21 protein-coding genes and 1 pseudogene are annotated in these 24,889 nt (G+C 39.0%); 11 read left to right on the forward strand and 11 right to left on the reverse strand.

Annotation, left to right across the window (positions count from 1 at the left end; genetic code table 11):
- Positions 1–177: 177 nt before the first annotated feature.
- The 7 genes from D0T60_RS13485 to D0T60_RS13515 all read right to left on the reverse strand — a co-directional run bounded on the left by D0T60_RS13485 (position 178) and on the right by D0T60_RS13515 (position 9,722).
- Positions 178–1,782, reverse strand: coding sequence for a lipopolysaccharide assembly protein LapB (locus D0T60_RS13485; RefSeq protein WP_163218633.1), 1,605 nt, complete (start codon positions 1,780–1,782; stop codon positions 178–180).
- A 32-nt stretch (positions 1,783–1,814) separates the two neighbouring features.
- Positions 1,815–2,774: an acetylornithine carbamoyltransferase gene (locus D0T60_RS13490; protein WP_163218634.1), complete on the reverse strand. Its 960-nt coding sequence runs from the start codon at positions 2,772–2,774 to the stop codon at positions 1,815–1,817.
- A gap of 52 nt (positions 2,775–2,826) precedes the next feature.
- The gene (gene cdaA, locus D0T60_RS13495; protein ID WP_163218635.1) at positions 2,827–3,588 is read right to left on the reverse strand and encodes a diadenylate cyclase CdaA; all 762 of its coding nucleotides are present in this window, start codon (positions 3,586–3,588) and stop codon (positions 2,827–2,829) included.
- Positions 3,589–3,619: 31 nt separating this feature from the next.
- Positions 3,620–4,486, reverse strand: coding sequence for a dihydropteroate synthase (gene folP / locus D0T60_RS13500; RefSeq protein ID WP_163218636.1), 867 nt, complete (start codon positions 4,484–4,486; stop codon positions 3,620–3,622).
- A gap of 92 nt (positions 4,487–4,578) precedes the next feature.
- Positions 4,579–5,355, reverse strand: coding sequence for a basic secretory protein-like protein (locus D0T60_RS13505; RefSeq protein ID WP_163218637.1), 777 nt, complete (start codon positions 5,353–5,355; stop codon positions 4,579–4,581).
- Positions 5,356–5,374: 19 nt separating this feature from the next.
- Positions 5,375–7,708: a GH92 family glycosyl hydrolase gene (locus D0T60_RS13510; RefSeq protein WP_163218638.1), complete on the reverse strand. Its 2,334-nt coding sequence runs from the start codon at positions 7,706–7,708 to the stop codon at positions 5,375–5,377.
- A 103-nt stretch (positions 7,709–7,811) separates the two neighbouring features.
- On the reverse strand, positions 7,812–9,722 hold the full coding sequence (locus D0T60_RS13515; protein ID WP_163218639.1) for a TlpA disulfide reductase family protein: 1,911 nt from the start codon (positions 9,720–9,722) through the stop codon (positions 7,812–7,814).
- Positions 9,723–10,446: 724 nt separating this feature from the next.
- Here D0T60_RS13515 and murF point away from each other — a divergent pair.
- The 4 genes from murF (at position 10,447) to D0T60_RS13535 (ending at position 13,769) form a co-directional block, all read left to right on the forward strand.
- Positions 10,447–11,745 carry a UDP-N-acetylmuramoyl-tripeptide--D-alanyl-D-alanine ligase gene (murF, locus tag D0T60_RS13520; RefSeq protein ID WP_163218650.1) on the forward strand — a complete coding sequence of 433 codons (1,299 nt, stop codon included), beginning with the start codon at positions 10,447–10,449 and terminating at the stop codon, positions 11,743–11,745.
- 88 nt (positions 11,746–11,833) lie between these two features.
- The gene (locus tag D0T60_RS13525; RefSeq protein WP_163218640.1) at positions 11,834–12,166 is read left to right on the forward strand and encodes a type II toxin-antitoxin system RelE/ParE family toxin; all 333 of its coding nucleotides are present in this window, start codon (positions 11,834–11,836) and stop codon (positions 12,164–12,166) included.
- The gene (locus D0T60_RS13530) at positions 12,153–12,455 is read left to right on the forward strand and encodes a helix-turn-helix domain-containing protein (RefSeq protein ID WP_163218641.1); all 303 of its coding nucleotides are present in this window, start codon (positions 12,153–12,155) and stop codon (positions 12,453–12,455) included. Before D0T60_RS13525 ends, D0T60_RS13530 begins: the two co-directional genes overlap by 14 nt.
- 246 nt (positions 12,456–12,701) lie before the next feature.
- Positions 12,702–13,769: a Fic family protein gene (locus D0T60_RS13535; RefSeq protein ID WP_163218642.1), complete on the forward strand. Its 1,068-nt coding sequence runs from the start codon at positions 12,702–12,704 to the stop codon at positions 13,767–13,769.
- Between the two features lie 138 nt (positions 13,770–13,907).
- Here D0T60_RS13535 and D0T60_RS13540 read toward each other — a convergent pair.
- The 4 genes and pseudogenes from D0T60_RS13540 to D0T60_RS13555 all read right to left on the reverse strand — a co-directional run bounded on the left by D0T60_RS13540 (position 13,908) and on the right by D0T60_RS13555 (position 17,635).
- Positions 13,908–14,882 (reverse strand): annotated as a pseudogene (locus D0T60_RS13540) (nucleotidyl transferase AbiEii/AbiGii toxin family protein).
- Positions 14,879–15,598 carry a DUF6088 family protein gene (locus D0T60_RS13545; RefSeq protein ID WP_163218643.1) on the reverse strand — a complete coding sequence of 240 codons (720 nt, stop codon included), beginning with the start codon at positions 15,596–15,598 and terminating at the stop codon, positions 14,879–14,881. The pseudogene D0T60_RS13540 and the gene D0T60_RS13545 overlap by 4 nt, the downstream one beginning before the upstream one ends.
- 178 nt (positions 15,599–15,776) lie before the next feature.
- A complete protein-coding gene (locus D0T60_RS13550) occupies positions 15,777–17,222 on the reverse strand; it encodes a S41 family peptidase (RefSeq protein WP_163218644.1) in 1,446 nt (481 codons plus the stop codon).
- A gap of 11 nt (positions 17,223–17,233) precedes the next feature.
- The gene (locus D0T60_RS13555) at positions 17,234–17,635 is read right to left on the reverse strand and encodes a VanZ family protein (protein WP_163218645.1); all 402 of its coding nucleotides are present in this window, start codon (positions 17,633–17,635) and stop codon (positions 17,234–17,236) included.
- 100 nt (positions 17,636–17,735) lie between these two features.
- Between D0T60_RS13555 and D0T60_RS13560 the strand changes: the two genes are divergently transcribed.
- From D0T60_RS13560 to D0T60_RS13590, 7 genes are all read left to right on the forward strand, one after another.
- The gene (locus D0T60_RS13560; protein ID WP_163218646.1) at positions 17,736–19,103 is read left to right on the forward strand and encodes a sodium-dependent transporter; all 1,368 of its coding nucleotides are present in this window, start codon (positions 17,736–17,738) and stop codon (positions 19,101–19,103) included.
- A 1-nt stretch (position 19,104) separates the two neighbouring features.
- The gene (locus tag D0T60_RS13565) at positions 19,105–20,028 is read left to right on the forward strand and encodes a helix-hairpin-helix domain-containing protein (protein ID WP_163218647.1); all 924 of its coding nucleotides are present in this window, start codon (positions 19,105–19,107) and stop codon (positions 20,026–20,028) included.
- A gap of 44 nt (positions 20,029–20,072) precedes the next feature.
- Positions 20,073–21,686: a DUF4836 family protein gene (locus tag D0T60_RS13570; RefSeq protein WP_163218648.1), complete on the forward strand. Its 1,614-nt coding sequence runs from the start codon at positions 20,073–20,075 to the stop codon at positions 21,684–21,686.
- Positions 21,686–22,327, forward strand: a complete 642-nt coding sequence (locus D0T60_RS13575) for an ATP-binding cassette domain-containing protein (protein WP_163218649.1) — start codon at positions 21,686–21,688, stop codon at positions 22,325–22,327. Before D0T60_RS13570 ends, D0T60_RS13575 begins: the two co-directional genes overlap by 1 nt.
- On the forward strand, positions 22,315–23,493 hold the full coding sequence (locus D0T60_RS13580) for an ABC transporter permease (RefSeq protein ID WP_239059565.1): 1,179 nt from the start codon (positions 22,315–22,317) through the stop codon (positions 23,491–23,493). Before D0T60_RS13575 ends, D0T60_RS13580 begins: the two co-directional genes overlap by 13 nt.
- A 119-nt stretch (positions 23,494–23,612) precedes the next feature.
- The gene (locus D0T60_RS13585; RefSeq protein WP_163218652.1) at positions 23,613–23,963 is read left to right on the forward strand and encodes a transposase family protein; all 351 of its coding nucleotides are present in this window, start codon (positions 23,613–23,615) and stop codon (positions 23,961–23,963) included.
- A complete protein-coding gene (locus D0T60_RS13590; protein WP_370524555.1) occupies positions 23,959–24,831 on the forward strand; it encodes a transposase in 873 nt (290 codons plus the stop codon). The genes D0T60_RS13585 and D0T60_RS13590 overlap by 5 nt, the downstream gene beginning before the upstream one ends.
- The last annotated feature ends 58 nt before the right edge of the window (positions 24,832–24,889 follow it).

Genomic DNA, 24,889 nt, shown 5'->3' on the forward strand with positions numbered 1-24,889 from the left:
TTCATTCTCTAATGTTTTCATCCGGCACGAACACCGGTATTGTGTTTCTTATGTGTGTGATACAAAGATGAGGGATATTTCTCGCCCGGTCAAAGAAATGCTGTTACAGTTGCCGTTACAGTTTACCGGAGAAGCGTTACAGGGGTGTTACAGACAGGGTACCACTTTGATAATCAGCTACTTATCACTAAATATCAAATCATAAATAATAGGGTCTATTTTTTTGCGGATACGTGTTCTTTTTACTCGGAGAGCTCCGTTTTCAATGCAAAGGATTACTTTTACTTCCGGCGAGCTGCATCCCGACAGATATAAAATACAGCAATATAGTTCATCGGGAGTAAGTTTAGGAAATGTGAGGGCAAGTTCCTTTCCTACATCAGAGAATGTTTTGAGGAATATTTCTTTAAGAGTTTCTCTTTCTTCTATAGTAAGATGTATATTCTCCGGTTCTTTGCTGTTGTGCACTTTTTCAACAAGGGGGTAAGATGGCTCTTTCTGTAAGGCTGCTAAACTCGACTTAATTTTCTTGCCCTGAGAATTTAACGACTGACTTAACACTTGAACCTCTTTAGATACAGCCTCCATATTGGGCAATGGTTCTACTACAGCTTCACGCTTATGCTTTCTATTCCGATAAAGCATATTGATAAATAAAATCAGGAAACCAAGGGTTACAATGATAAACCCTGCCAACTTCAGCTTATCTCTGGTTATTTTCTCAGCTTCTACTTTTATAGCATGCTCATTTAATAAGATGGCAGCTTCCCGCCTTCTGATGCGGCTATCTATCGAATCTTTCAGAGAGAGATATTCCCGGTTATACTTGAATGCTTTTTGTATATCTCCCGCTTTCTCCTCGATGGCACTTAGCTCTAACCGACTGGCAGCGCGCGTGTAGATATCGTGATTGTTGAGCAAAGGCAAAAGATAATTGCGGGCAGAATCCATATCGCCCAACTGATGAAACACCCTACCTGTCACAAAAAACATGGAGGTAACTATTTGCTGATCCGGCGCTGCTTCTCGGGCCTCTTCGATATACCAATAAGCCGAATCGAGTTTTCCTTGTTGTCCGTAGAGATGCGCCATATCCGATAAGATGAAAGACTCCAATCTTTTTTCAGATATAGCTTGTGCCGATTTAAGTGCTTCTTTATAATAATGTAAAGCACTATCCGGCTGATTGGCATATCGCAAAATAAGTCCAAGCTCTCGCGAGAAGGAGGCTTTATCATATACATTATTTGTTTGTACGCTGATTTCGTATGCCTGATTAATCATTTCAATAGCCTTCTCATAGAATCCCTGTTCCTGATATAAGAAAGAAAGATTGCTGTAGATGAGCGAGGTTAACCTGTCTTTAGTTTTTCCGCTGATCTCCAATGCTTGCTGAAAAGCTTCTATGGCCGTGGTACTCATCTCCATATCCCGATACACTCTTCCTAAGTAGAAATAGGCTTGCCTCTTCTTCTTTTTGTTTCGGGTGTCTTGATAGTAGTCTACGGCTATTCGGATAAGGGAGTCGCTGGTATGTATAATACGGTTGGCATCTTTGGCTTTTGTTACTAAAAGTGCATAGTCGGCATAATCTTTTGGATTAGCCAGCTCTTCTATAGGTATGTTTCTGAGCATCTGCAAGGTGCTGTCCGGTTGCACCTTAATCAGAGAATCTATTTGCAGAAAGAGAGGGCTTTCTTTCGGTTCTTTGTTGCAAGAACTGAAGAAGAAAGCCACACAAATGATATAGGAAGAATATATGTGTATAAACTTAGTTTTCATCGTGCCATCCGGGTGGATCTTATTTGCTTAAACTATTTCTCCAATCCCTCCAACAACCGTTTAATTACCACCGTAGCCGAAATCTCCCTGTTAGCAGCCTCCGGAATAACAATAGATTGTGGACTCTCGATTACTTCATCCGTCACAATCATATTTCTACGCACAGGCAAGCAGTGCATAAAGTACGCATTATTAGTAACAGCCATTTGACGGTCGCTCACAGTCCAATCGCGGTCTTTGCTTAATATCCGGCCATAATTGTCGCCGCTGTAGACAGCCCAGTTTTTGGCGTAGATAAAATCAGCTCCTTCAAAAGCTTTCATCTGATCGTATTCTACTTTGGCGTTTCCTACGAAAGAAGGATCAAGTTCATAACCTTCGGGGTGAGTGATAACGAATTCATAATCGGTAGCATTCATCCATTCTGCAAAAGAGTTAGGAACAGCTTGAGGTAGCGCACGAGGATGCGGTGCCCAAGTCATCACCACTTTGGGACGATCTTTCTTCTTATATTCTTCAATGGTGATTAGGTCGGCAAAGCTTTGCAACGGATGGCGGGTAGCCGCCTCCATAGAGAATACAGGACGACCGGAATATTTAATGAATTGGTTGATAACAGTTTCCTGATAATCATAATCACGGTCTTCGAAATTAGCAAAGGAACGCACACCGATAATATCGCAATAAGCCCCCATCACAGGAATGGCTTCTAATATATGTTCGGGTTTATCGCCATCCATAATAACACCTCTTTCTGTTTCCAGCTTCCAGGCTCCCTGATTGATGTCGAGAACAATTACGTTCATACCTAAGTTGGTAGCCGCTTTCTGTGTACTTAGGCGAGTACGTAGACTTGAATTGAAGAAGATCATCATCAATGTTTTGTTTCTTCCTAACTCTACATATTTAAAACGGTCTTTCTTTATCTCAAAGGCTTCTGCCAGAGCTTCTTGCAGATTGCCTAAATCTTGTACACAGGTAAAATTTCTCATAATTATACTTATTGTTTATTATTCAAATATAGACATATAAATCGGAATACTTCTATTCTTTATTTAAAAGGCTTTCCAACTCTTCTGCATTCAACCGGAGGTAGAACTCTCCTTTGTATGCTACGGAAATAGCTCCGGTTTCTTCCGACACGATAATTGCATGAGCATCCGACTCCTGAGAGATTCCCATAGCCGCCCGATGTCGCAACCCTAATTCTTTGGGGATATTCAAATCATGCGAGACGGGTAAGATACAGCCTGCTGCTTTTATCTTTCGTTTTCGAATCACCATAGCCCCATCATGAAGTGGACTGTTCTTGAAAAAGATATTCTCAATGAGTCGCTGGCTTATATTAGCATCGAGTATCTCTCCCGTGCGTACTACTTCATCCAAAGGTACATTATGCTCAATTACAATGAGGGCTCCTACTTTTTGTTTAGCCATGCTGATACACGCCATCACAAGGGGCAGAAATTCGGGGTTCTCCTTCTTCTCTTGTTTATTGCGTGTAAAGAAGCGAATAAGAACGCTAACCTGCCGATGTGTTCCTAATGTAAACAGGAATCTCCTGATTTCATCCTGAAACAATACTACCAACACGATAGCACCTACATTATATAATGTATCGAGAATAGACCCCAGCAAGCGCATCTCAAGCATTTGAGAGATTACCAATCTGAATAGTACAAAAATAAGAATCCCAACAAAGACATTAATGGAACTGGATCCTTTTATCAGTTTATAGATATAGTATAGCAGGAAAGCTACCAGCAGTATATCAATAAAATCTTTTATTCCGAAGTCTATAAACACGATATTATATTATTTACTATTTGACGATTTACTAATTACGATTTAATGGAGAGCAATCTTTCAACATTTGTACAATCTTTACAGCTTCCGCAGCCTGCTTCACATCATGTACTCTTAATATGTCGGCTCCCTTGAGCAACGAAATGGTATTTAATACAGTTGTACCATTTAATGCCTCGGCCGGGGTAATATCCAATAAACGGGTAATCATTGATTTACGGGATATTCCGACTAATAACGGCAGTTCAAATATACTAAATTCTTCCAGAACGGCCATCAATTCATAGTTATGCTCTACTGTTTTACCAAAGCCAAAACCGGGATCGAGGATAATGTCTTTAACTCCCAGATCGCGAAGTTGTTGCACTTTCTCTGCCAGGTAAATAAATACTTCTTTGACAACATTCTCATATTGGGGTTCTTTCTGCATATCCTGAGGTGTTCCTTGTATATGCATCAGGATGTATGGTACATTCAGGCGGGCTACGGTTTCAAACATTTTATCGTCCATCATACCGCCCGAAATATCGTTGATGATAGCAACACCATATTCTTTAACACACATTTCTGCCACATCTGCCCGGAATGTATCTACAGAAACAATAGCATCGGGATGATTCTTCGCAAGAATCTCCAATGCCGGCCGTAAGCGATTCATCTCTTCCGCAGAAGATATATGCTCGGCATTGGGGCGAGACGAATACGCTCCTATATCAATAATAGTCCCCCCTTCTGCTATAATTTGTTGGGCACGATCGGTTATATCTGCCTCCGTTTGCATGCGGCTTCCGGAGTAGAAAGAATCGGGAGTTACATTCAGTATTCCCATTACTTGGGGGTAAGAGAGGTCTAATAAGCGACCGTTTACATTGATGTATTTTGAGAAAGATACTTTCATACGAATCACAAAACTTTATTTAGAATGATTACTTACAAAAGTATAAATAAATATCATACCCCCGGGCATTAATAGGCTTTTCTTTAGGTTTCTTATGCTTCTACATCTCCTACAGCTATTTGATATTCGCGCCACAGATCATCTATATTATATTCTTCTCCTAATACATACTTAATAGCGCCATCGAACGACCATGGCACCACCTCCAACGTACTTTTATTGAACTTACGTAGAAATTCCGGATCTTTATGATCGCGCAACCATACCAGGAAATAACCTGTAGTACGATATCCATCCATATAGTTTCCTTTCTTAGGACGTGCATTTGGTCCGAAACCTCCATTCGCTACCCGCACGGCATCGGCCATACCTTCAATAAAAGCCCAGAATACCCGGTTGGTGCCATAAGAACCAATACCTTGCGGTTCGAGCTGATAGGCATGTGTTAACTCATGTAGCAGTACTCCCCGGGTTTCGAAGAGGAGTTTTGCAGTATCATTCTGTGCAAATGATTGTTCGATGTGGCGTGTACTATAAAAGATGTCAATATTCCCTTTACTACCACCTTTGGCAGAAATACCTTTCACATCTTTCAGTGTATAATGAATTTGATGTACCGGAACGATACTATCCTTCGGCGAGTTATAAAGTGTAGCCAGCACCGTTCGGGCTTGTTCTTTTATATACGATTCCGCATCCGGAATTATTTGATGATAGATTCCCGAGCCTTGAGTTTCGGGTGCTTGGTCTTCAAAAAGGATGGTGCCTACGTTATACTTCTCCCAAGCCGAGGCTCTGTTTTTATTCACAGCACATCCCATGATAACTATCGACAAGCAGGCAATATATAGTAAAGAATTCTTTTTCATATTTTAGTTCTTTGGTAGATTAGCTAATTCCGTTTGTTAAGGAGTAAGGTTTATTCTCTTTGTCAAGACCTCTGCGTTTGTTGGGAGATGCACCCATCTTAAATTCCAATACACCTCCTTTTAAAAGATCTTCGTGAGTTATATACAATGCTTTATATTCCGTTCCATTTAATTTCACTGATTGCACATAGCGTTTCTTGTCGCTAACGCCCGGCGCCTTGATTTCCAAGACATTGCCATTGGGCAACTTCAGTTTTAAATAAGGTAAATACGGAGCGCCCAATACATACTGATTGGTTCCGGGACAAACCGGATAGAATCCCATCACGGAGAAGAGATACCAAGCCGACATCTGACCACAATCATCATTTCCGCCCAATCCGTTAATGTCATTCCGGTACATTTTGTTCAGGATTTCGCGCAGCCAATATTGGGTTTTCCAAGACTGAGAAGTCCATGCATACAAGTAGGGCACATGATGGCTTGGTTCATTGCCATGTACATAACCTCCTAACAAACATTCGTCTGTTATATCCTCGTTATGCTCATAATATTTTTCGGGTAAATGCATGGAGAATAGCTCATCCAGTCGTTGTACAAATACGTCCTCCCCTCCCATTAGGTCTATCATACCCAATACATCATGTGGCACATGAAAAGAAAAGTTCCATGAATTGCCTTCAATAAAGCCTTCGCCATACGTTTGTAATACATCAAACTCTTTCTTAAATGAACCGTCGCTATATCGGGGACGAGCAAAGCCAATTGTAGAATCATATATATTCCGGTAGTTCAATGCTCGTTTCCGGAAAGTTTCTGCAACCGACTTATTTCCTGCATTCAGGGCGGTTTGATAGATGGTCCAATCATCATACGCATATTCCAAAGTAGAAGAGGCAGCGGTACCACTCTTATCTAAAGGAATATAACCTAACTTCATATAGTCGGCTACTCCTTCATAGTAAGGTACGGTGGCTGTATTTACCATAGCGTCTAACGCTTCCGGCGTATTCCTGCAAACTCCTTTTGCGATGGCATCGGCCAATACAGATGTGGCATGATAACCACTCATACACCAATTTTCATTACCGGCATGACTCCAAATAGGCAGCATGCCGTGTACACTTTGTTGCTGGTGTTTAATCATTGACTGCACCATATCTGCATTACGCTCCGGCTTAACCAGATTAAGGAATGGATGTTCTGCCCGATAGGTATCCCAAAGAGAGAAAATAGTATAATTCGTAAATCCTTTTGCCTGATGAATATTATGATCTAATCCGCGATAGGCTCCGTCTACATCCATATATACCGATGGGTTAATCATAGTATGATACAACGAGGTATAAAACATAGCTTTCTGATCCGGAGTTCCTTCTATTTCGTAAATATCCAATTCCTTATTCCAGGCTCCGGCAGCGGCTTCTGCTAACTGATCAAAGCTTTTGCCGGCAGCCTCTGCTTGCAAATTCTTAATTGCCCCTGCTGTACTGACGGCAGATAAGGCTACCTTCACTACCAACTCCGATTGCTTTTCGGTATGGAAGTTAAAGTAAGATACAATTTTACGTCCGGTGATTTCCGGGAAGTTCTCATTCAATTTAAAGCGCCGCCAAAAGCCTCTGTATTGCACCTTCTCCATATCCTTATAGCCATAGCTCTCTATAGGTTGCGATAAAGAGATTGCGAAATAGGTATAGTTGGTTTGTGCCCATCCGTTGGTAATTCGGTATCCGGTTAGTAAGGTATCATTTTCTACCCGAAGGTTTGCCCATAGTACTTTGCCGTCATAATTGTAAATGCCATGTACTAAATCTAAAATAAGATGTCCGTTCTTGCCTTCGGGGAAGGTATATTTATGTATTCCTACCCGTTGTGTAGCCGTCATTTGTGCTTTAATACCATAATCATCGAGCATAACTTCATAATATCCGGGAGTAGCTTTCTCGGTAGCATGATTAAAGCGCGACCGATATCCTTCGTCCGGGTAATCGGCTCGTCCCGGGTTTAGTTTCAATTCGCCCGTAGCAGGCATAATAAGAATATCGCCCAGATCCGAATGACCAGTTCCGCTAAAATGTGTATGACTAAATCCTACAATAGTACGGTCTCGATATTGATACCCAGCACAATATTCGTATGCCTTTTTCTGATACTTCCCTTCTATGTTGTGTGGGATGGTATCGGTGTCGGGACTTAATTGGACGATCCCAAAGGGGGTACAGGCTCCGGGGAAGGTATGCCCCATGCCATTTGTTCCGATAATCGGATTCACGTAATCAATAGGCCGTTGTGCTATTACCGACACGGACAATAAGCACAATAGCCACCAGATTGGCAGTTTCTTGTTCATTTCTTTGTACTTTGTTGTAAATGTATTTGTTGGGAATATATCGAAAGTACAGTGTTAATCTGTGGTTGATATTGATACTTTCGATATATTCTCTGTCAGGCTATTACCAAACCTTTGATAATTCCTCCTTAATTGTATCAACCCCGGGGAATCCGGTTTTCTTATAGGTGATATTTCCTTTCTTATCTACAATGATGTAACCGGGGATTCCTGTTATTTCATATTTCTTGCACAATGCGCCCCATTGTTCATTGGTCAGATAGTAATGTACACCGCCGATGTCCGGAAGCATATTCATCCACTTTCCTTTTGGAGAGCTTTCTCCGGAGATATAAATAACTTCTACTCCTTTTTCTTTCATTTCGGGTTTAAACGGTTTGATGGCTTTCATTGCTCCCAGGCAAGGTCCGCACCATGTTGCCCAGAAATCAATGAATAGGGCTTTTCCTTTATATTGTTCAATGATTACCTCCAACAATTTATCGTTTGCAGCTTTGGGCGTATCTGCTATTACATAACCTCCCTTGGCCATGGCTTCATCAAACTTCTTTTGAACCTCGGCACGAGTAGCATAGAAAGCTTCTTTAAATAATGGAAGCGAAAGAGAGTTTAATAATTGTTCTTCTTCGGGAGTCAATTTATTCAGATTCTCTACTTGTGCAAGAACAGGTAAGGCTTTCTTGATATCTTGCATAATTCCGGTTTCGGAACCTGTCAACTCATTTAGCTTTTCATCCGAAGAAATGTTTTGTACAATAGAACTGTATATAGAATATATTTGAGGTTGATACAGGTTCTTAACATCACCCGGCACATACTCTTTAAGCATGAAAATGATTTCATCGTCGAACTCCGGACCTTTGTAATCCATCGGATCTCTGTAGTTCAATTTGTTTTTTTCGCGATATGCCCACTCATAGGTGTGTTTTATTCTTGTTACATTAGACATGCAAATAGCCTTCAGATATTGCGAAAGATGTGTTTTAAACGCCGGGCTCAAATTCTTATCCTCTTGAATAAGAGCTACCCCCTGTGCAACTTCTTGTTTCTTTTTGTTCACCCAATCTTGAGGCGCCATATCGAGTATTTCAACTCCATCGTTCTTTTTGAAACCTTCGGGCATGTATTTATCGGTGTTTACCATCGAACGTTCCAAATTCAGAGATGCATATTTTCCTTTATATCCAATTGTTTGTATAGGCTCTTTCTTGTCTTTCCAAAAGTCATTTATCGATTTGGCTGTAAAATCAATATACACATCGGCTGTTTCGCCCGGCGATAGTATAACGCCTGCTATCATGCGGCTACCATCTATCAAGAAAGCATTTGTTGTAGCATTCTGCACAAATTCAAATCGATACGTTTTCCCTTCTATGCTTTGAGGTTCGATTTGATGTTGAGTCATTAAAAACACATCATTTAAAATTAGTTGAGGATCTCCTAATTTGTAGCCCTCTTTGAGCCCGGTGAAATGTACATTCAATATTGTTTTCCCGGTTTTAAGTTCGGCCGCAGGAAGCTCGGCTGTTTTATCTATTTGGATATTCAGTACTTCTTTGGGCATATCGGGGGTGTATTTAATACCTTTCCCGGTTAAGTCTATATCCCATATTTTAAAGCAATCATCACAATCGCTTTCTATAAAATCTACCGATTTGGTTCCTTTGGGTAATGCCGGAAAGTAAAGCACAAAAGAGTCTTTTCCACTTGCCGACATCCAGTGTCTTTCGCCTAAAGCTATGCTATCGGCGGCGGTAACAACAAACTTCTCGTTACCGGCTTTCAGGTAAGTATCGGCTGCAATCGTAATCCAATTGCGGGGGCGGAAGTTAGCCGTAAAATGGAATATGGTAGTGGTATCCGTAAGTTCAATCTTATCAATTGTTAGGATTGGTGTATTTTTAAGTCCGTGTTCCGGATTTTCAATCACCTTAGGATAGTTGTCGCAACTTTGTAATAAAGATAAAGCAATTAATAGGAATATTGCCAAAGAGTTTTTTAGTAGTGCCTTCATAATGAATGGTTTCTAATAGGATGAATTTATGCAAATGTAGTTTATTCTTTGAATAAAGAAAAGAAACGAACCGAAACAAATTTAGTAAACACCATCAATAAGTAGAAGCTACGCGTATTTATCATTACAAAACAGCTAAATATCCCAACCTTAAACAACACCGAATAAAAGGAGCAAAACCACAGATAAAACACACGAAAATAATCCGTGATTTTAATCCGTTCAATCTGTGTAATCCGCGTCTAAATAGCAAAAACAATAAACTATCCCCAGAAAGTTTTTTCCTCAAAAAAGTCCCACAAGTCCCACCGCACAGCTAACCATCTGTAATTGAATCGTTTACAAGGTGATACTTCCCAAAAGAAGTTCCACAAAGTCCCACTAAAGTCCCACCTTTTTCTGTATTATTACATGAGATCTTCTTCAAATATCTATTTTAGTCCTTCTTTGCATCTGCCTATTTACCTGTCATTAACTTATAGAACACCCATTTGTACACCCGGGTGTACAAGCTTCCTACATCCGGATCTACCCGCCCCGTACACCCGGGTGTACCGAACAACTACACCCGGGTGTATGAATACTTGAAAACATTCATTAAAAACCAACAATGCGTTTATCTAAGAATATATCTACACGTCATAGGGTCAAAAGCAACATCGAAAACCATCTTGAATAATCCAAGAATTTTATATACGTTTGTTCTCAAATATAAAAACCGATGATGGATATATCTGCACTCTATACGCTTTTTCTCTCTTGTAGTGAGGTTACAACCGATAGTCGTAACTGTCCTCCCCATTCTATGTTCGTTGCCCTGAAAGGCGACTCCTTTAATGGAAACCTATTTGCAACCCAAGCATTAAACAGCGGATGCTCTTATGTTATTATTGATGAACCACAGCATGCCATAAAAGGAGATGAAAGATATATTGTAGTAGAAGATTCATTGACTACTTTGCAGCAGTTGGCCAACTATCATCGTCGGCAACTTAAAACAAAAGTACTCGGCATTACCGGCACAAACGGCAAAACCACTACCAAGGAGTTGATTGCTGCTGTTTTATCTAAAGATTTTAATATTCTCTATACATTAGGCAATTTAAACAACCATATTGGTGTTCCGTTAACACTACTTCGGTTAAAGCAAGAGCATGAAATTGCAGTCATCGAAATGGGAGCCAACCATCTTGGCGAGATAGATTTCCTCTGTCGCATAGCAGAGCCGGACTTTGGAATCATCACCAATGTGGGTAAAGCACACCTGGAAGGATTTGGTTCTTTCGAAGGAGTTATAAAAACAAAAGGAGAATTATATGAGTTTCTGCGTAAACGCATGAACCCGGTAGTCTTTATTCATCACGAGAACTCGTATTTAATGGAGATCGCCAAAGAGTTAAGACTTATTGAGTATGGAACCGAAGAGAATTTGTACATCAATGGCACCATCACAGGCAATTCTCCCTATTTAACCTTTAACTGGAAGCATGGCAAGGAAGGAAGTCTACATACTATAAATACCCAATTGATAGGGGAATATAATTTTTCGAATGCTTTGGCGGCTGTCACCATTGGTTTCTTCTTTGGTGTAGAGCCAACCCGAATAGATAAAGCATTAAGTGAATATACACCAACCAATAATCGCTCGCAACTTCAAAAAACAGCTGATAACACATTAATCATTGATGCATATAACGCCAACCCTACCAGCATGATGGCGGCACTTAGCAATTTTAAGAACATAAATGCCGATCGTAAGATGCTGATTCTGGGTGATATGAGGGAATTAGGAGAGGATAGCGCAGCAGAGCATCAAAGAATAGTGGATTATCTACAAGAAAATGGCTTCGAGAATGTTGTGTTTGTGGGCGATTTGCTTGCTGCCGCTAAACATAATTATCCTTCTTATAGAAATGTAGATGAATTAATTAAAGCCCTTCAAGAGAATCGCCCGAAAGGGATGATGATTCTGATAAAGGGCTCTAATGGGATTAGATTGAGGGAGGTGGTGGGTTATTTGTAGAGAGGGATTTAATGAGTAAACATGTCCCTTTAATAATTAAAAGGCTTGTTTTGTTGTATAGTTGAGCAACGTTTTGTATCTTTGTATCATGGTGACAGAACGAAAAATCCGAACGTATGGAGGATATTTTGAAGCGTTCATGGAAACGCTTACTGAAAAAGAACAAGATAAAATCCTGTATGGATTACTCTTGTTGAAGACTCAGGAAAGATTGTCCAGAAAGTTTGTAGACTATATTAAGGAAGGAATATATGAATTGCGCACAGAGTACAACTCAAATATCTTTCGGGTGTTTTTTATTTTTGATGAAGGAAATATTGTTGTTCTTTTTAATGGTTTCCAAAAGAAAACTCAGAAAACGCCAAATAACGAAATAGAAAAAGCAATTAAAATAAAGGAGGCATATTATGCAGACAAATAACCATAAAATCACAGATTACGATGTGGTGCTTGATGCTAAATTCGGAGCAAAAGGTACCGAACAAAGAGCAGAAGCAGAGGAAAAAGCATATACGTTTTATACAGGCCAAATTATTGAGGATGCCCGAAAAAAAGCAAATATTAGTCAGGCCGAATTAGCCCGACGTATTGGTTCTGACAGATCTTATATATCTCGTATTGAAAGTGGGCAGACCGAACCAAAGGTTTCAACCTTTTATCGTATAATGAACGCATTGGGATGTAAGATAGAATTCTCAATGACACTTTAAGAGAAACTGACGCATTCTTAATATCTCCCCAAAACGCTAAAGCCCTTCAAGAGAATCGCCCGAAAGGGATGATGATTCTGATAAAGGGCTCTAATGAGATTAGATTGAGGGAGGTGGTGGGTTATTTGACACCTTCATCCAGATTCCGAGTCTAAAGATATAAAAACGCCTAAAAGGTTGTAATAACATAACCTTTTAGGCGTTTTTTTGTATATTTGTTCTGTTTATTGATAATTATAAATCCGTATGAAGTATCTTAATATAAAGAAGGCGCTGGCTGCATGGAAAAATTTGCAGCCACTGTTAGAGAAAGATAGAGAAAGGCTTAGTCGCCGCTTTACTGTAGATTTCAACTACAACAGCAATCATATTGAGGGGAATACATTAACTTATGGCCAGACAGAAATCTTGCTACTTTTTGGCAAGGTAATTGGAGAAGCGGATGTTCGTGATGTACAAGAAATGACAGCAAGTAACGTAGGCCTACGGATGATGACAGAAGAAGCTACGGTGAAAGGAATACCATTGACGCAGAAATTTATCCGAACATTGCATAAGACCATACTACGAGAGGATTACACAGTATACCATAATTTACCTGGTGGTATACAGACAAGTTACGTGATTCACGCCGGACAGTATAAAACACGACCTAACAGTGTAATCACACGATATGGAGACAGATTTGAGTATGCCTCACCTGAGGAAACCCCAGGGTTGATGGGGGATTTAGTGGATTGGTATAATGTGGCAGAACAAGAGGGAAAACTTTCACCAGTAGAGTTGGCTGCACTCTTTCACTATCGTTATATACGCATTCATCCTTTCGAGGACGGTAACGGTCGTATTGCTCGACTGATGGTGAACTACATCCTAACTCGCCACGATTATCCGATGATTGTAGTCCGTAGTCGCAAAAAGAGTGAATATTTGGAAGCTTTACATCAGACCGATATTGAAGTTGGTCCTGTGCCGAGTGATGGTGCTCATGCAGATATCAAGAATATCCGTCCTTTTATGAAATACTTCAATGATCTGGTGGCTACAGAAGTGTATAATGATGTGCTGTTTGTGAGCGAGAGGAATGAGAATGTGTGGTGGTATGATGGGGAACGGATTGCATTTCGAACACCAAATTACACGAAAATTTTGAACGCTATGCGAACACAGCCAATTTTGACGCTTGCGGACATGAAAGAGGAAACAGGCATCAGCGTGACGGCTATTCAGAAATTATTGGATCAGCTGATTTCCAAGAAGTATGTTGAGCGTGGAGAGAAAGATGGTAGCTGGAGAGTGTTTTTGACACAATAAGGACGAATAGTTATGATGGTAAGAATATAGTGTACTTAATATCTCCTAAAAACGCTAAAGCCCTTCAAGAGAATCGCCCGAAAGGGATGATGATTCTGATAAAGGGCTCTAATGGGATTAGTTGAGGGAGGTGGTGGGTTATTTGTAGAAATGTATGATACTTTTAACACTCTCTTCAACCTCTTCAGTAGAGGCAATTTTTTGATAAGATAGATCAGGTAATTCTTTGCAATAAACATCCTTCAAAGAATTCCACAAGGCGCAAAAATCTGTAACTAACGGGGATTCGGACCACGTTTTGCTTTGCCATCCTTCAGGTTTATCGAAACTCTTTTGGTCATGTTCGAACAAGGACTGAAAATCATCTTTGAAAGAAGTGCTTTCAAGATAGGTTTTACATTCTTTATCCTGAAGGAGATAATGTAGATCATAGAAATGGCGAATTTTAGCTGTGAGCTCCTGAATGGGATTATTAGCTAAGGAACAACGTATTATGGATACTAACTTTTCCGTCAAAGTCCTTCGTTTGTCCAAAACGGATACAGCAAATGGTTGCATTTCATATTCTTCAATTAATGCCTGACTATTTGTTTGTACGAAAAAATCAGTAAGAAAACTTTAAAGTGTACGTTTTTCAAATGGATATGGATTAGCGAAAGAGTTAATTTCAATAAGTAATTGTCCAGCTTTAATGGCACCTACTTGAATGGAATCAACTTCACGGGGATAGCTATAAAATGCCTTATAATAATGAGAACCTTTACTTGTAGAACCTGGAATATTTATTTCTAATAAGCCAAGTGTCATGTTCTTGGCGGTTTTACGAATTAGATTTTTGAGTTGATTCCCACTCAGCGACCATGCTTCTGTTATTGCTATATCAATGTCTTCTGAAAATCTGGAACCTATGCCGTATGCTTTGGTTAGACTTGTGCCACCTTTGAATATAGCACGCCCTTCTTTATCGTTTTTTACCATTAAGGATAGTGAACGGCAAATCCAATAATCTTTTTCAATAAAAATACTTTTAATACCTAAACCTCCTTCTTCTTTGGGACGTGATGCAGCTAAAATAGCATCGGCAAACAATTCTCTATTTTCATGAAGCCTCATACAATATTCCAATTTTGTTTTGTTAATAATACATCATCAGAAATAGGAAGTTTATATGTGGTAACTCCACTTAATGATGCTTTCAAATTATATGTATTTATATTATTCTGTTCCATTATTGCCCCCAATAAGGCGCGCACGTATGGGGTATAAGAAATTGCTAATTCACAAAATATCTGTTGTTCTTGTTTCGGTATGTTTTTTATCAACTCTCCAAGTCGAAGAATACATTCATCAGGTGTTACCGCCGGTATTTCTCTTATTAGTCGGATAGCGTCAAGAATTCGCAATAAACGAATATTTTGTTCTGTAATTTCATTTGGCTGTAACAGGAATGAAATGTTGTATTCACCTCGTTTTAACGGACGGCGGTATTTGTTAGAGCCGATCATTATGGATGAAGTTATTTGAGTGGTTAATCCCATAGTGGCAAAAGCTGCTGTCCCTGTGATATAGCCTATCAGTTTACCATCTTTCTCTAAAAAATCTTTTGCTATTTCAGAAGAAGCGGGCTTTAATGTACCAAATATTGTTTTACGAGGTTTGTAGTATCTCCCTTTTGATAACTTTTCAAGCTCACCTTTAGCAACAAAACGACTTAGGAGTTTTACAAGGGCAGCTTCGTATTGTGGTTCTACTTTGAAATCCTTTAATGTGAATACAACTCCATCCGGAGTTGAATTAAGCTTTTCCTTTATTTGATCTGCTATCAACATATTCTTCAATTATATATCTGCAAAGGTATTAAAAGTCATGTTTATTACGCAAAAAACAAGACTTTTTTAAGTTTGAAAGGTTTCCCCAAAACGCTAAAGCCCTTCAAGAGAATCGCCCGAAAGGGATGATGATTCTGATAAAGGGCTCTAATGAGATTAGATTGAGGGAGGTGGTGGGTTATTTGTAAAGGGACTCTTTACAAATAATCATTTCACTTTTATTCTTTGATGAAATCTTATAGTCTTTTATCTCAGGTAATAAGATACTTCTTGTAGACTTTCTTACAGGTAATTTCCCTGTTTCTATTAGAGAAACCGCTATCTGAGTCATTGGGTCTTCCGGGCTACCTAAAGGTTTGAAGAATAAATCAATGGCAGAATCCACCTTTTCTTTTTCATAGGTAGGAGCGATACCTCCCTGAGCAGATTCCCCATTTATATTAGAGAACTTATACACCATTATAGTTGCTTCCCAATTTTCAACACCTTCTATGTCTGAATCTTTTCCTAACTTAAACTCTTTAAAATAATCTTCTGGAGTGATAGTCAATCCGCCACAGAACTTTCCAAGAGTCCTTTCTCCTATATGAACTACTTCCATATAAGGTCTAAGCGCTAAAATTGTAGCCTCGGAAGCCGATGCAGTGATCTCTGTAGTGAGTATATAAATACGCTCAAGATTTAAGTTTTCATTGATTACGCTACTGTCAAAGATTTCATCTTCTTTTTGCAACTTCATCATTTCAGCATTCCATGCTCGTTTCAAATATATCGTTTTATTATCAAGAACCGTTTTAGGAGCAATCATTCCTGCCAATGCATTGGCTACATCAGCATATCCTCCCAAATTAAAACGTAAATCCAATATCATTTCAGTAATCCCCTTTTGTTTGAAATAAGCAAAAGTGTTTTTCAGTTTAGTTCGGGAAGCTTTAGTAAAACTCGAATAGCACAGATAGCCAATCTGAGGTTTATCTGGCTCATCCTCATTGATAATTTCGGCATGAAGTACTGAATCGAAGCATTTAGTTGTGACTTGTAAATTTAGAGGATTCTTTCCTGTAGACCTCACATCTATTGTGTTTGATTCTACATACATCTCCCCAACTTCTATAGACATAGACTTCAATGCAAGAAAATCAGTCAGAGATTTCTTTTCTGTAGTCAGGAAATTACCATTTACTTTATATATGATGTCTCCCCTTTTTAGCCCGGCATTAGCTGCCGGTGAATTTGGGTTCACGTATTCAATAGCGATATACATTTTGCTTTCGCCAATGAAAGAAAAAGGATAAATCCACCATCCAAAATCTGTAGTTGTTTCATCAATTTCAGCTCTTGTAGAAGGAGAAGATGTATTTTCGAGTCGAGACCAACCATCATCTTTATATCTCATCTTTAAGAAATGCTCTATAGGTTCATCTTCACTATTATCTTTAATGGAAGATGAAATTTCCTTATTCCACACATAGAAGTGCTTCATCGCTCCTACTGAGAATTTATTTACTTTGGCATTAATTCCAATTGGCGCAGTCTCCGAATCTTTCTTCTCGCAAGCCACAAACAAAGAAAGGAATAATACACTTATCCACAATGAGATCGCTTTAGTTGCATGTTGTTTCATAGTTTTTTATTTTAATCTGTAATTTTCTTTTTCAGCATCTTTGGCTTCAGTATATAATATCCCACTAAAGCTGCACAAAGTGCTCCTGTTGCATTAGCAACAAAATCCATCCAATCGCCCCCGCGATAAGCAGTGCAATATTCTTGTAATAATTCTATTGCACCACTAAATAATATCGGTAGCAGGCAAGCTCCTATCCATGCATGCCTCATAGGATGATTGTTTTTATGCGACCGCAGGAATTCCCACCAAAGCATTCCGGACAAGCCAAAATACATACAGAAATGTGCTATTTTATCCAGATTAGGAATATCATCTGCCACATCTATCTTAGGTGGTCTAAAGAACGACAAATAAATAACCAATAATATAATGGAAATAGATAGGGGATACTTTCTAAAATAATAGAGCATTTTAAATTACTTAATTACGTGTAAAGCAAAAGTACGAAACATTTTCTATATTTGTATGTTTTAGTAGAAATTATATCTTTTAGTTCATTTTAAAAAAGGCATGGCAAAGATAAAAAGAGCAACATTTGGAAGCAAAGTAGGAGTCATACTGGCATCAGCAGGATCGGCGGTTGGATTAGGAAATATTTGGAGATTTCCATACGAAACCGGGAATAATGGTGGAGCTGCTTTTATTCTTATTTATCTGGGTTGCGTTCTTATTCTAGGTCTCCCTATCATGATATCCGAGTTTATTGTGGGACGCCGATCGCGTGCCAACACAGCAGGAGCCTATAGCGTATTAGCACCGGGTACACCTTGGAAATGGCTGGGTCGGATAGGTGTACTAACCGCATTTCTCATCTTAAGTTATTATTCGGTAGTAGCCGGATGGACATTGGAATATATTGTAGAAGCTACTACTAATAGCTTTGTTGGTAAATCTTCCTCCGACTTTATAACATCTTTCATTACTTTTTCCAGCAATCCGTGGAAACCCATACTGTGGCTTGTACTGTTTCTGCTGGGTACTCATTTTGTTATTGTAAAAGGAGTAGAAAAGGGAATTGAAAAGTCTGCCAAGATTATGATGCCTACTCTTTTTATTTTGCTGATAGTGTTGGCCATTTGTTCTATTTTGTTGCCAAATGCCGGCACAGGAATCGAGTTCCTTTTAAAACCCGATTTTAGTAAAGTAACCAGTAGTGTATTTCTTAGTGCTATGGCACAGGCTTTCTTTTCTTTAAGCCTCGGCATGGGATGCCTTACTACCTACTCCTCTTATTTTGGGAAAGACACTAATCTTACTAAAACAGCTTTTAGTGTAGGTATTATTGATACGATTGTGGCAATATTAGCCGGTCTTATTATCTTTCCTGCTGCTTTCTCGGTAGGTATTCAACCGGATGCCGGCCCCAGCCTGATCTTTATTACTTTGCCTAATGTGTTTCAGCAAGCTTTTTCCGGTCTGCCTGCCTTAGCATATATTTGTTCTGTTTTATTTTATGTGCTTTTGGCTGTGGCTGCACTCACCTCTACTATTTCACTGCACGAGGTAGTTACTGCTTACCTGCACGAAGAATTCAAAATAACCCGTGGCCGGGCAGCTACCTTTGTGACTGCCGGATGTATCTTCCTTGGAATCTTTTGTTCTTTATCTTTGGGTGTAACCAAAGAATATACTTTGTTTGGCTTAAATACATTTGACTTATTCGACTATACTACAGCCAAAATTATGTTACCATTAAGTGGCTTATTCATCTCCCTATTTGTAGGTTGGTACCTGAATAAGAAAGTTGTAAAAGCAGAAATCACCAACGATGGTACATTAAAGACATTTCTTTATCATATCATCATTTTTCTTTTAAGATTTATTGCACCTATTGCTATCGCCTTCATTTTCATTAATGAGTTAGGGCTTCTGAAATAATATGTGGAAAGAATTCTTTTACTATACTCGCAGAGAGAGGCAAGGAGTAATTGTTTTAGTTCTACTTATTTTTGCAGCTATTTGTGTAGGAATCTTCCTGCCTTCCCGGATGCGAAACAGTGAATTGGAAGCAGATGAAACTTTTGATCAGGAATACAGCGAATTTGTAGCTTCTTTAAGTAAACAGAAAAAAGATAAAAACAATTCAAACACAATCCTTTCTAATAAGATAGAGACTAAACTCACAGCTTTCGACCCCAATACAGCCGATTCGCTGACCTTACTCCAATTAGGTCTTTCATCTCAAACAACAAAGAACATATTAAACTATCGACGTAAAGGTGGGAAGTTCCGGCGACCGGAGGATTTCAGAAAGATTTACGGTTTAACAGAAGAACTGTATACCACATTATTACCTTACATGTATTTTGCTAAACAGGAATCTATCGTGCATGATGCAATTCCAACTCCAAAGAATAATTCTATTTTGATTAAGAATGATACCCTAAGACTGGTTGCATACAAATATCCTCCGGGAACAGTGGTCGACCTTAACAAAGCCGATACTACCGAACTTAAAAAAATACCCGGTATCGGCAGCGGCATAGCAAAAACAATTACAAACTACCGAAAACGATTAGGAGGATTTTATACTATTCATCAACTTGCCGACATCAATCTTGATATTCAGAAGTTAGAAGATTGGTTTAGGGTATCCGAGAATGAGACGAACCGCATCAACCTGAACAAAGTAAGTGTCGAACATTTAAAGGAACATCCTTACTTTAATTTTTATCAGGCCAAAGTCATTATAGAACACCGAAAGAAGAAAGGTAAACTTAAAAAACTCGAACAATTATCCTTATATGAGGAGTTCACAAAACAAGACCTCGAAAGAATAAAATACTATATTTGTTTCGAATAGTTAAATGTTTTTTATACTTTCGTGGAAACATAATATCACATCGTATGAAACAATCATCTTTACTCCTTATTTTGGCTGTTTTAGTTATCAACTTTGCTTCTTGTAAAGACAAAAAAACAGATCAACTAACCAGTTCCATTCCTGCTACGGCCATCAATGTTATTCATTACAACACAAAAGCGTTGATACAGAAGGCTCATTACAACCCATTAGACAACAAAATGCTTAAAAAATTCCTCGACGAGCAGAAAAACAGAGGAGGAAAAGATGGTGAAATGATGGGACATATTGAGACTCTGATAAAAAAGCCAAACTCCTTTGGAATTGACTTAATTGATGACTCTTTCTTATATATAGATAAGTCGGGTACAGGAATCCTTTGGAAAGTAAACGATGCAAAAAAGCTACGTCGCACATTAACCGAAACATTCGAAATACCCGAAGAAATGTTGGAGGAAAAAGATGGTATTACCATCATGGAGCCCTCTTGGGGAATTGTAGTTGCTTGGACAAAAGAAAAACTTTTGTTTTTTAATCAAACAAGAAGTTTTTCCGGAGGTTCAGGAAACTTAAAAGAGCAAGTTATTAAACAACTCAAACAAGGAGCTGAGGAAAGCATTCAAGCCAATAAAAGCTTTCAGGCCTTTCTTGACAACAAAAAAGACATCTCCATATTCTATTCTTACGAGAATGCGATGAACCTTTGGGATGTTATGGCTCTTCAAATGCCTGTCATTCAAGATTTTTATTCCTCTATAAAAGAACTGGCAGACGGCATTAATTACGGCTTTTTCGTCTCTTTTGAAAAAGGGGAAGTAGCAACCGATTGCAAGATTTACTACAAATCAGACGAAGATAAAGAAAAGTATATGAAGCTGATGGATCAGTATTCTCAAGACCTGAAAGTTAATCAGCTAAGATATTTTAAAGAAACTCCATTATTTGTTCTGTCAACCGGATTAAAAGGAAGCGGTTTGTTTCAGTATTATAAAGAAAGTGGTCTATTTAACTTAATTGATGAAGAAACCAAAGAAAAGCTTTCGCAAGCAGGCGTAGATCTTGAAGCAATTATTTCTAATATAGAAGGAGACGTAACCTTTGCCATTCACAAAATGATTCCTCAAGGTAAGAACGCTTATGGAAGATTCGATAAGATGATGCCGGAAGCAACCCTCCTTGTCGATTTAAAAGATGGCAAGCAACTGTGGAATACTTTTACAGAAATCGTAGAAAAAGCAGGCGATGATTTAAACATTCAGAACACCGGATCTGACGCTTATCTTATGACTGTTGAAGATATGGTTTTCTACCTTGGCTTATCCGACAACACTTTATATATTACTAACCGGGAAGCAATGCTCAATGATATGTCTAACACTCAAATGAATGAGTTTGCATCATTGGCCAAAGGCAAAAAAGTATTCATGTATGGAAGTCTCGACCCCATCAAGCCTATGTTATTAAAGGAAGCCAAAGATCCGATAGCCAAACAATTAGCAGAAAAATGGCTAAACTTACTTGGCGACTACTCTTTTGCAGCTAAGAATGTTTCGGATGGTGAAGGAAAACTCATTATCACGGATAAAAGCGATAACAGCTTGGCCGTTTTCTGTAAACTGATAGATGAGAGCATCACACTGTCTATGGAAGGAATGTAATGAACCATATTCGCCTTAACAAAATACTTCCCAATGTATTTTCCGGTTCATCGGATACTCGCTCCGATATCTGGGAAAAGGATGTTTATTTTGAGAAAGGAAAATCATATTTGCTCAAAGCGGACTCCGGACGTGGAAAGAGTTCGCTTTGCAGCTATATATATGGCTATCGTTCCGACTACTCGGGCCAGATATTCTTTGATAATGTTAATACTCAAGATTCAAAGGCAAATTGGGATGATATTCGTTCCCGCCACATCAGCCTTTTGTTTCAGGAACTTCGTCTCTTCCCGGAACTGACTGCTTTGGAGAATATACAACTCAAGAATAATTTAACGCACTATAAAACACAAGATCAGATTGAACATTGGCTGGATATTTTAGATATTGCCGACCGAAAAGATTTTCCGGTGGGTAAAATGTCGTGGGGTCAACAGCAACGGGTTGCTATTATCCGCTCTCTCTGCCAGCCGTTCGATTTCTTATTCCTTGACGAACCAATCAGTCACCTTGACGATAAGAATGCTCAAATCGTGGCTCAACTAATAGAAGAGGAGGTGGCAAATCAAGGTGCGGGACTTTTGGCAACTTCTATCGGAAAAGATCTGCCTCTGAATTATACTCAAATATGGATGCTATGAATTTGGTTTGGAAGTTATTAAAACAGAACATAAACAAATCTCAACTTATTGGTTCTTTCATAGCAAACCTGTTGGGATTAAGCATTGTCTTGTTGGGGATACAGTTCTATACGGATATCAGTCCGCTTCTCTCCGGTCAACAAGATAGCCTGATAAAGAAAGACTTCCTGATCATAACCAAGAAAGTAAACCTACTGACAACTTTGGGTGGCAACTCAACTTCCTTTTCTCAAAAAGAGATAGACAAAATTAAAAATGCCTCCTTTACCAAAGATGTCGGCGCATTTACATCTTCCCGCTACAGCGTTTACGGTGGTATTAACACCAAGCAGGGAGGCTTTAGAACTGAAATGTTTTTTGAAGCCATCCCCAACAATTTCATCGATGTAAAAACAGAAGGTTGGCAATTTACTTCGGGAGATAAACTTATCCCTATCATCATCCCCAAAAACTATCTCGACTTATATAACTTTGGTTTTGCCGAGGCTCGTTCTATGCCCAAGCTCACTCCCAACATGATTGGGTTAGTAAATCTCGACATTACTTTATCAGGACAATCTCAAGTTCAGGGATTTAAAGGAAGAATCATTGGTTTCTCTAATAGAATCAATACAATCTTAGTGCCGGAATCATTTATGGTATGGGCTAATGAAAAATTTAGTTCGGAGAAGAATGCATTGCCAAGCCGTATTATGATTGAGGTCAACAATCCGATGGATCCTAACATCGCCACTTTTCTTCAAGAGAACAACTATGAGGTAGAGGGCGAGAGTGATGCATTAAGCAGCATGTCTTACTTCCTGAAAATAGTTATTGGGATTGTGATTACGATAGGTATTATCATTTGCCTGTTATCTTTCTTCGTTTTACTGTTAAGCATTTCTTTACTCCTCGAAAAGAACAAAGAGAAGCTGCAAAATTTGCATTTAATAGGATATAGCAAGAGCCGCATTATGCGCCCATACTACCGATTGTCGATGGGTATTCATCTTGTTTCACTCATATTGGCTATAGGCATCGTGTTTATAGTACGAACTATATATATGGGGTATATAAGGGAGATTCGACCGGATACAGAGGGTAATCTTTTTGTTATGATATTAACGGGGGTTGGGATTTTTGCTGTGTTATCAATATTAAGCAGGAAATTCAAAAAAGCACTTTAGGCATCATTTTTATTTGTAATTATCTCGGCGTGATAATCAACCCCCCTCTTACATCCCAAATAAAGGGTCAAGTAAAAAAACAGGTTGTTAATAATCGTATCCTGTTCTATCTTTGCATGATGCACAGTTTAAAATTATTAAGATTGGTTTTTCCTGAAGTACTGATGGAGTACTTTGATGTTGTTGGTTATCAAGAAGAGTCTGATAGTCTTAATTTTTGGTTGGATGAAAAAGAGTCTCTGGAGCTTGATGATTACAAGAAGGGTACTGTTCGTTCCTATGGCTTCACCCCCGAGAAAGTTATTCAGGATTTCCCATTGCGTGGTAAACCTGTTTTTCTTCATGTCAGACGTCGTAAATGGCGAGACACTTCCACTGGTGAGATATTCTCCTATACGTATGACGATTTGACGACTGAAGGTACTAAACTAACGCCTGACTTCGTTGCTTTTTTAAAAGATGCGGATTGAGACCACAGTAGCAAGCATATCCTCCATTGCAGATAATTATGGTGTTAATGGTAAGTTGCTTTCCACACAATACAAGGAGCATATCAGTGACTATAACCAGTGGGATCAGCTTTCCCATGCTCAGAATTATGTTTTATTCAAACACAATATTGGATCAAATTTAGCTATTGATGAGACCTCATTAAGCTGTGGTGAGCTTTATACCATTATCACCAATAAAGCCGGACGTGCAAGGCGAGGAACATTAGTGGCAATGATTAAAGGAACCAAATCAGAAGATGTCATAGCCGTGCTTGAAAAAATAAGCCTTATCAAACGAAAAACAGTCAGAGAGGTGACTCTTGACCTCTCACCAACGATGATGAAGATCGTTCGCACAGTCTTTCCCTGCGCTACCATGACTAACGACCGCTTTCATGTACAACGTCTTTTCTATGAAGCCATTGATGAACTCCGCATCACTTACAGATGGATGGCGCGTGACCTTGAAAATGATGAAATAGACCGTTGTAAGAAAGAAGGAGTAGAATATGTACCTTTTCGATACAGTAACGGAGATACGCGTAAACAGTTATTAGCCAGAGCAAAGCATGTACTGACTAAAAACTATACTAAATGGACTGAATCTCAGGCTGAAAGAGCTCGTATACTATTTGAGATTTATCCTGAACTTAGGGAAGTATACGACCTTTCCATGGAACTAACGGGGATTTACAACTATCATTATGAAAAAGATGTGGCTCGGGCTAAACTTGCCTTGTGGTACAACAAAATTGAAAAACTGGGATACGGATGTTTTAGGTCTGTGATGAACACCATGCAGAATCATTATGAAACACCCATGACAAAAACTCGTCGCCAAAGGTAATGTAAATTGTGGGTTATAGCTACCTTTGTTAGGTTCACCAACAATAATAGCTATGGAT

Origin of the sequence: Bacteroides sp. 224, assembly GCF_010500995.1 — a bacterium.
Classification (GTDB): domain Bacteria; phylum Bacteroidota; class Bacteroidia; order Bacteroidales; family Bacteroidaceae; genus Bacteroides.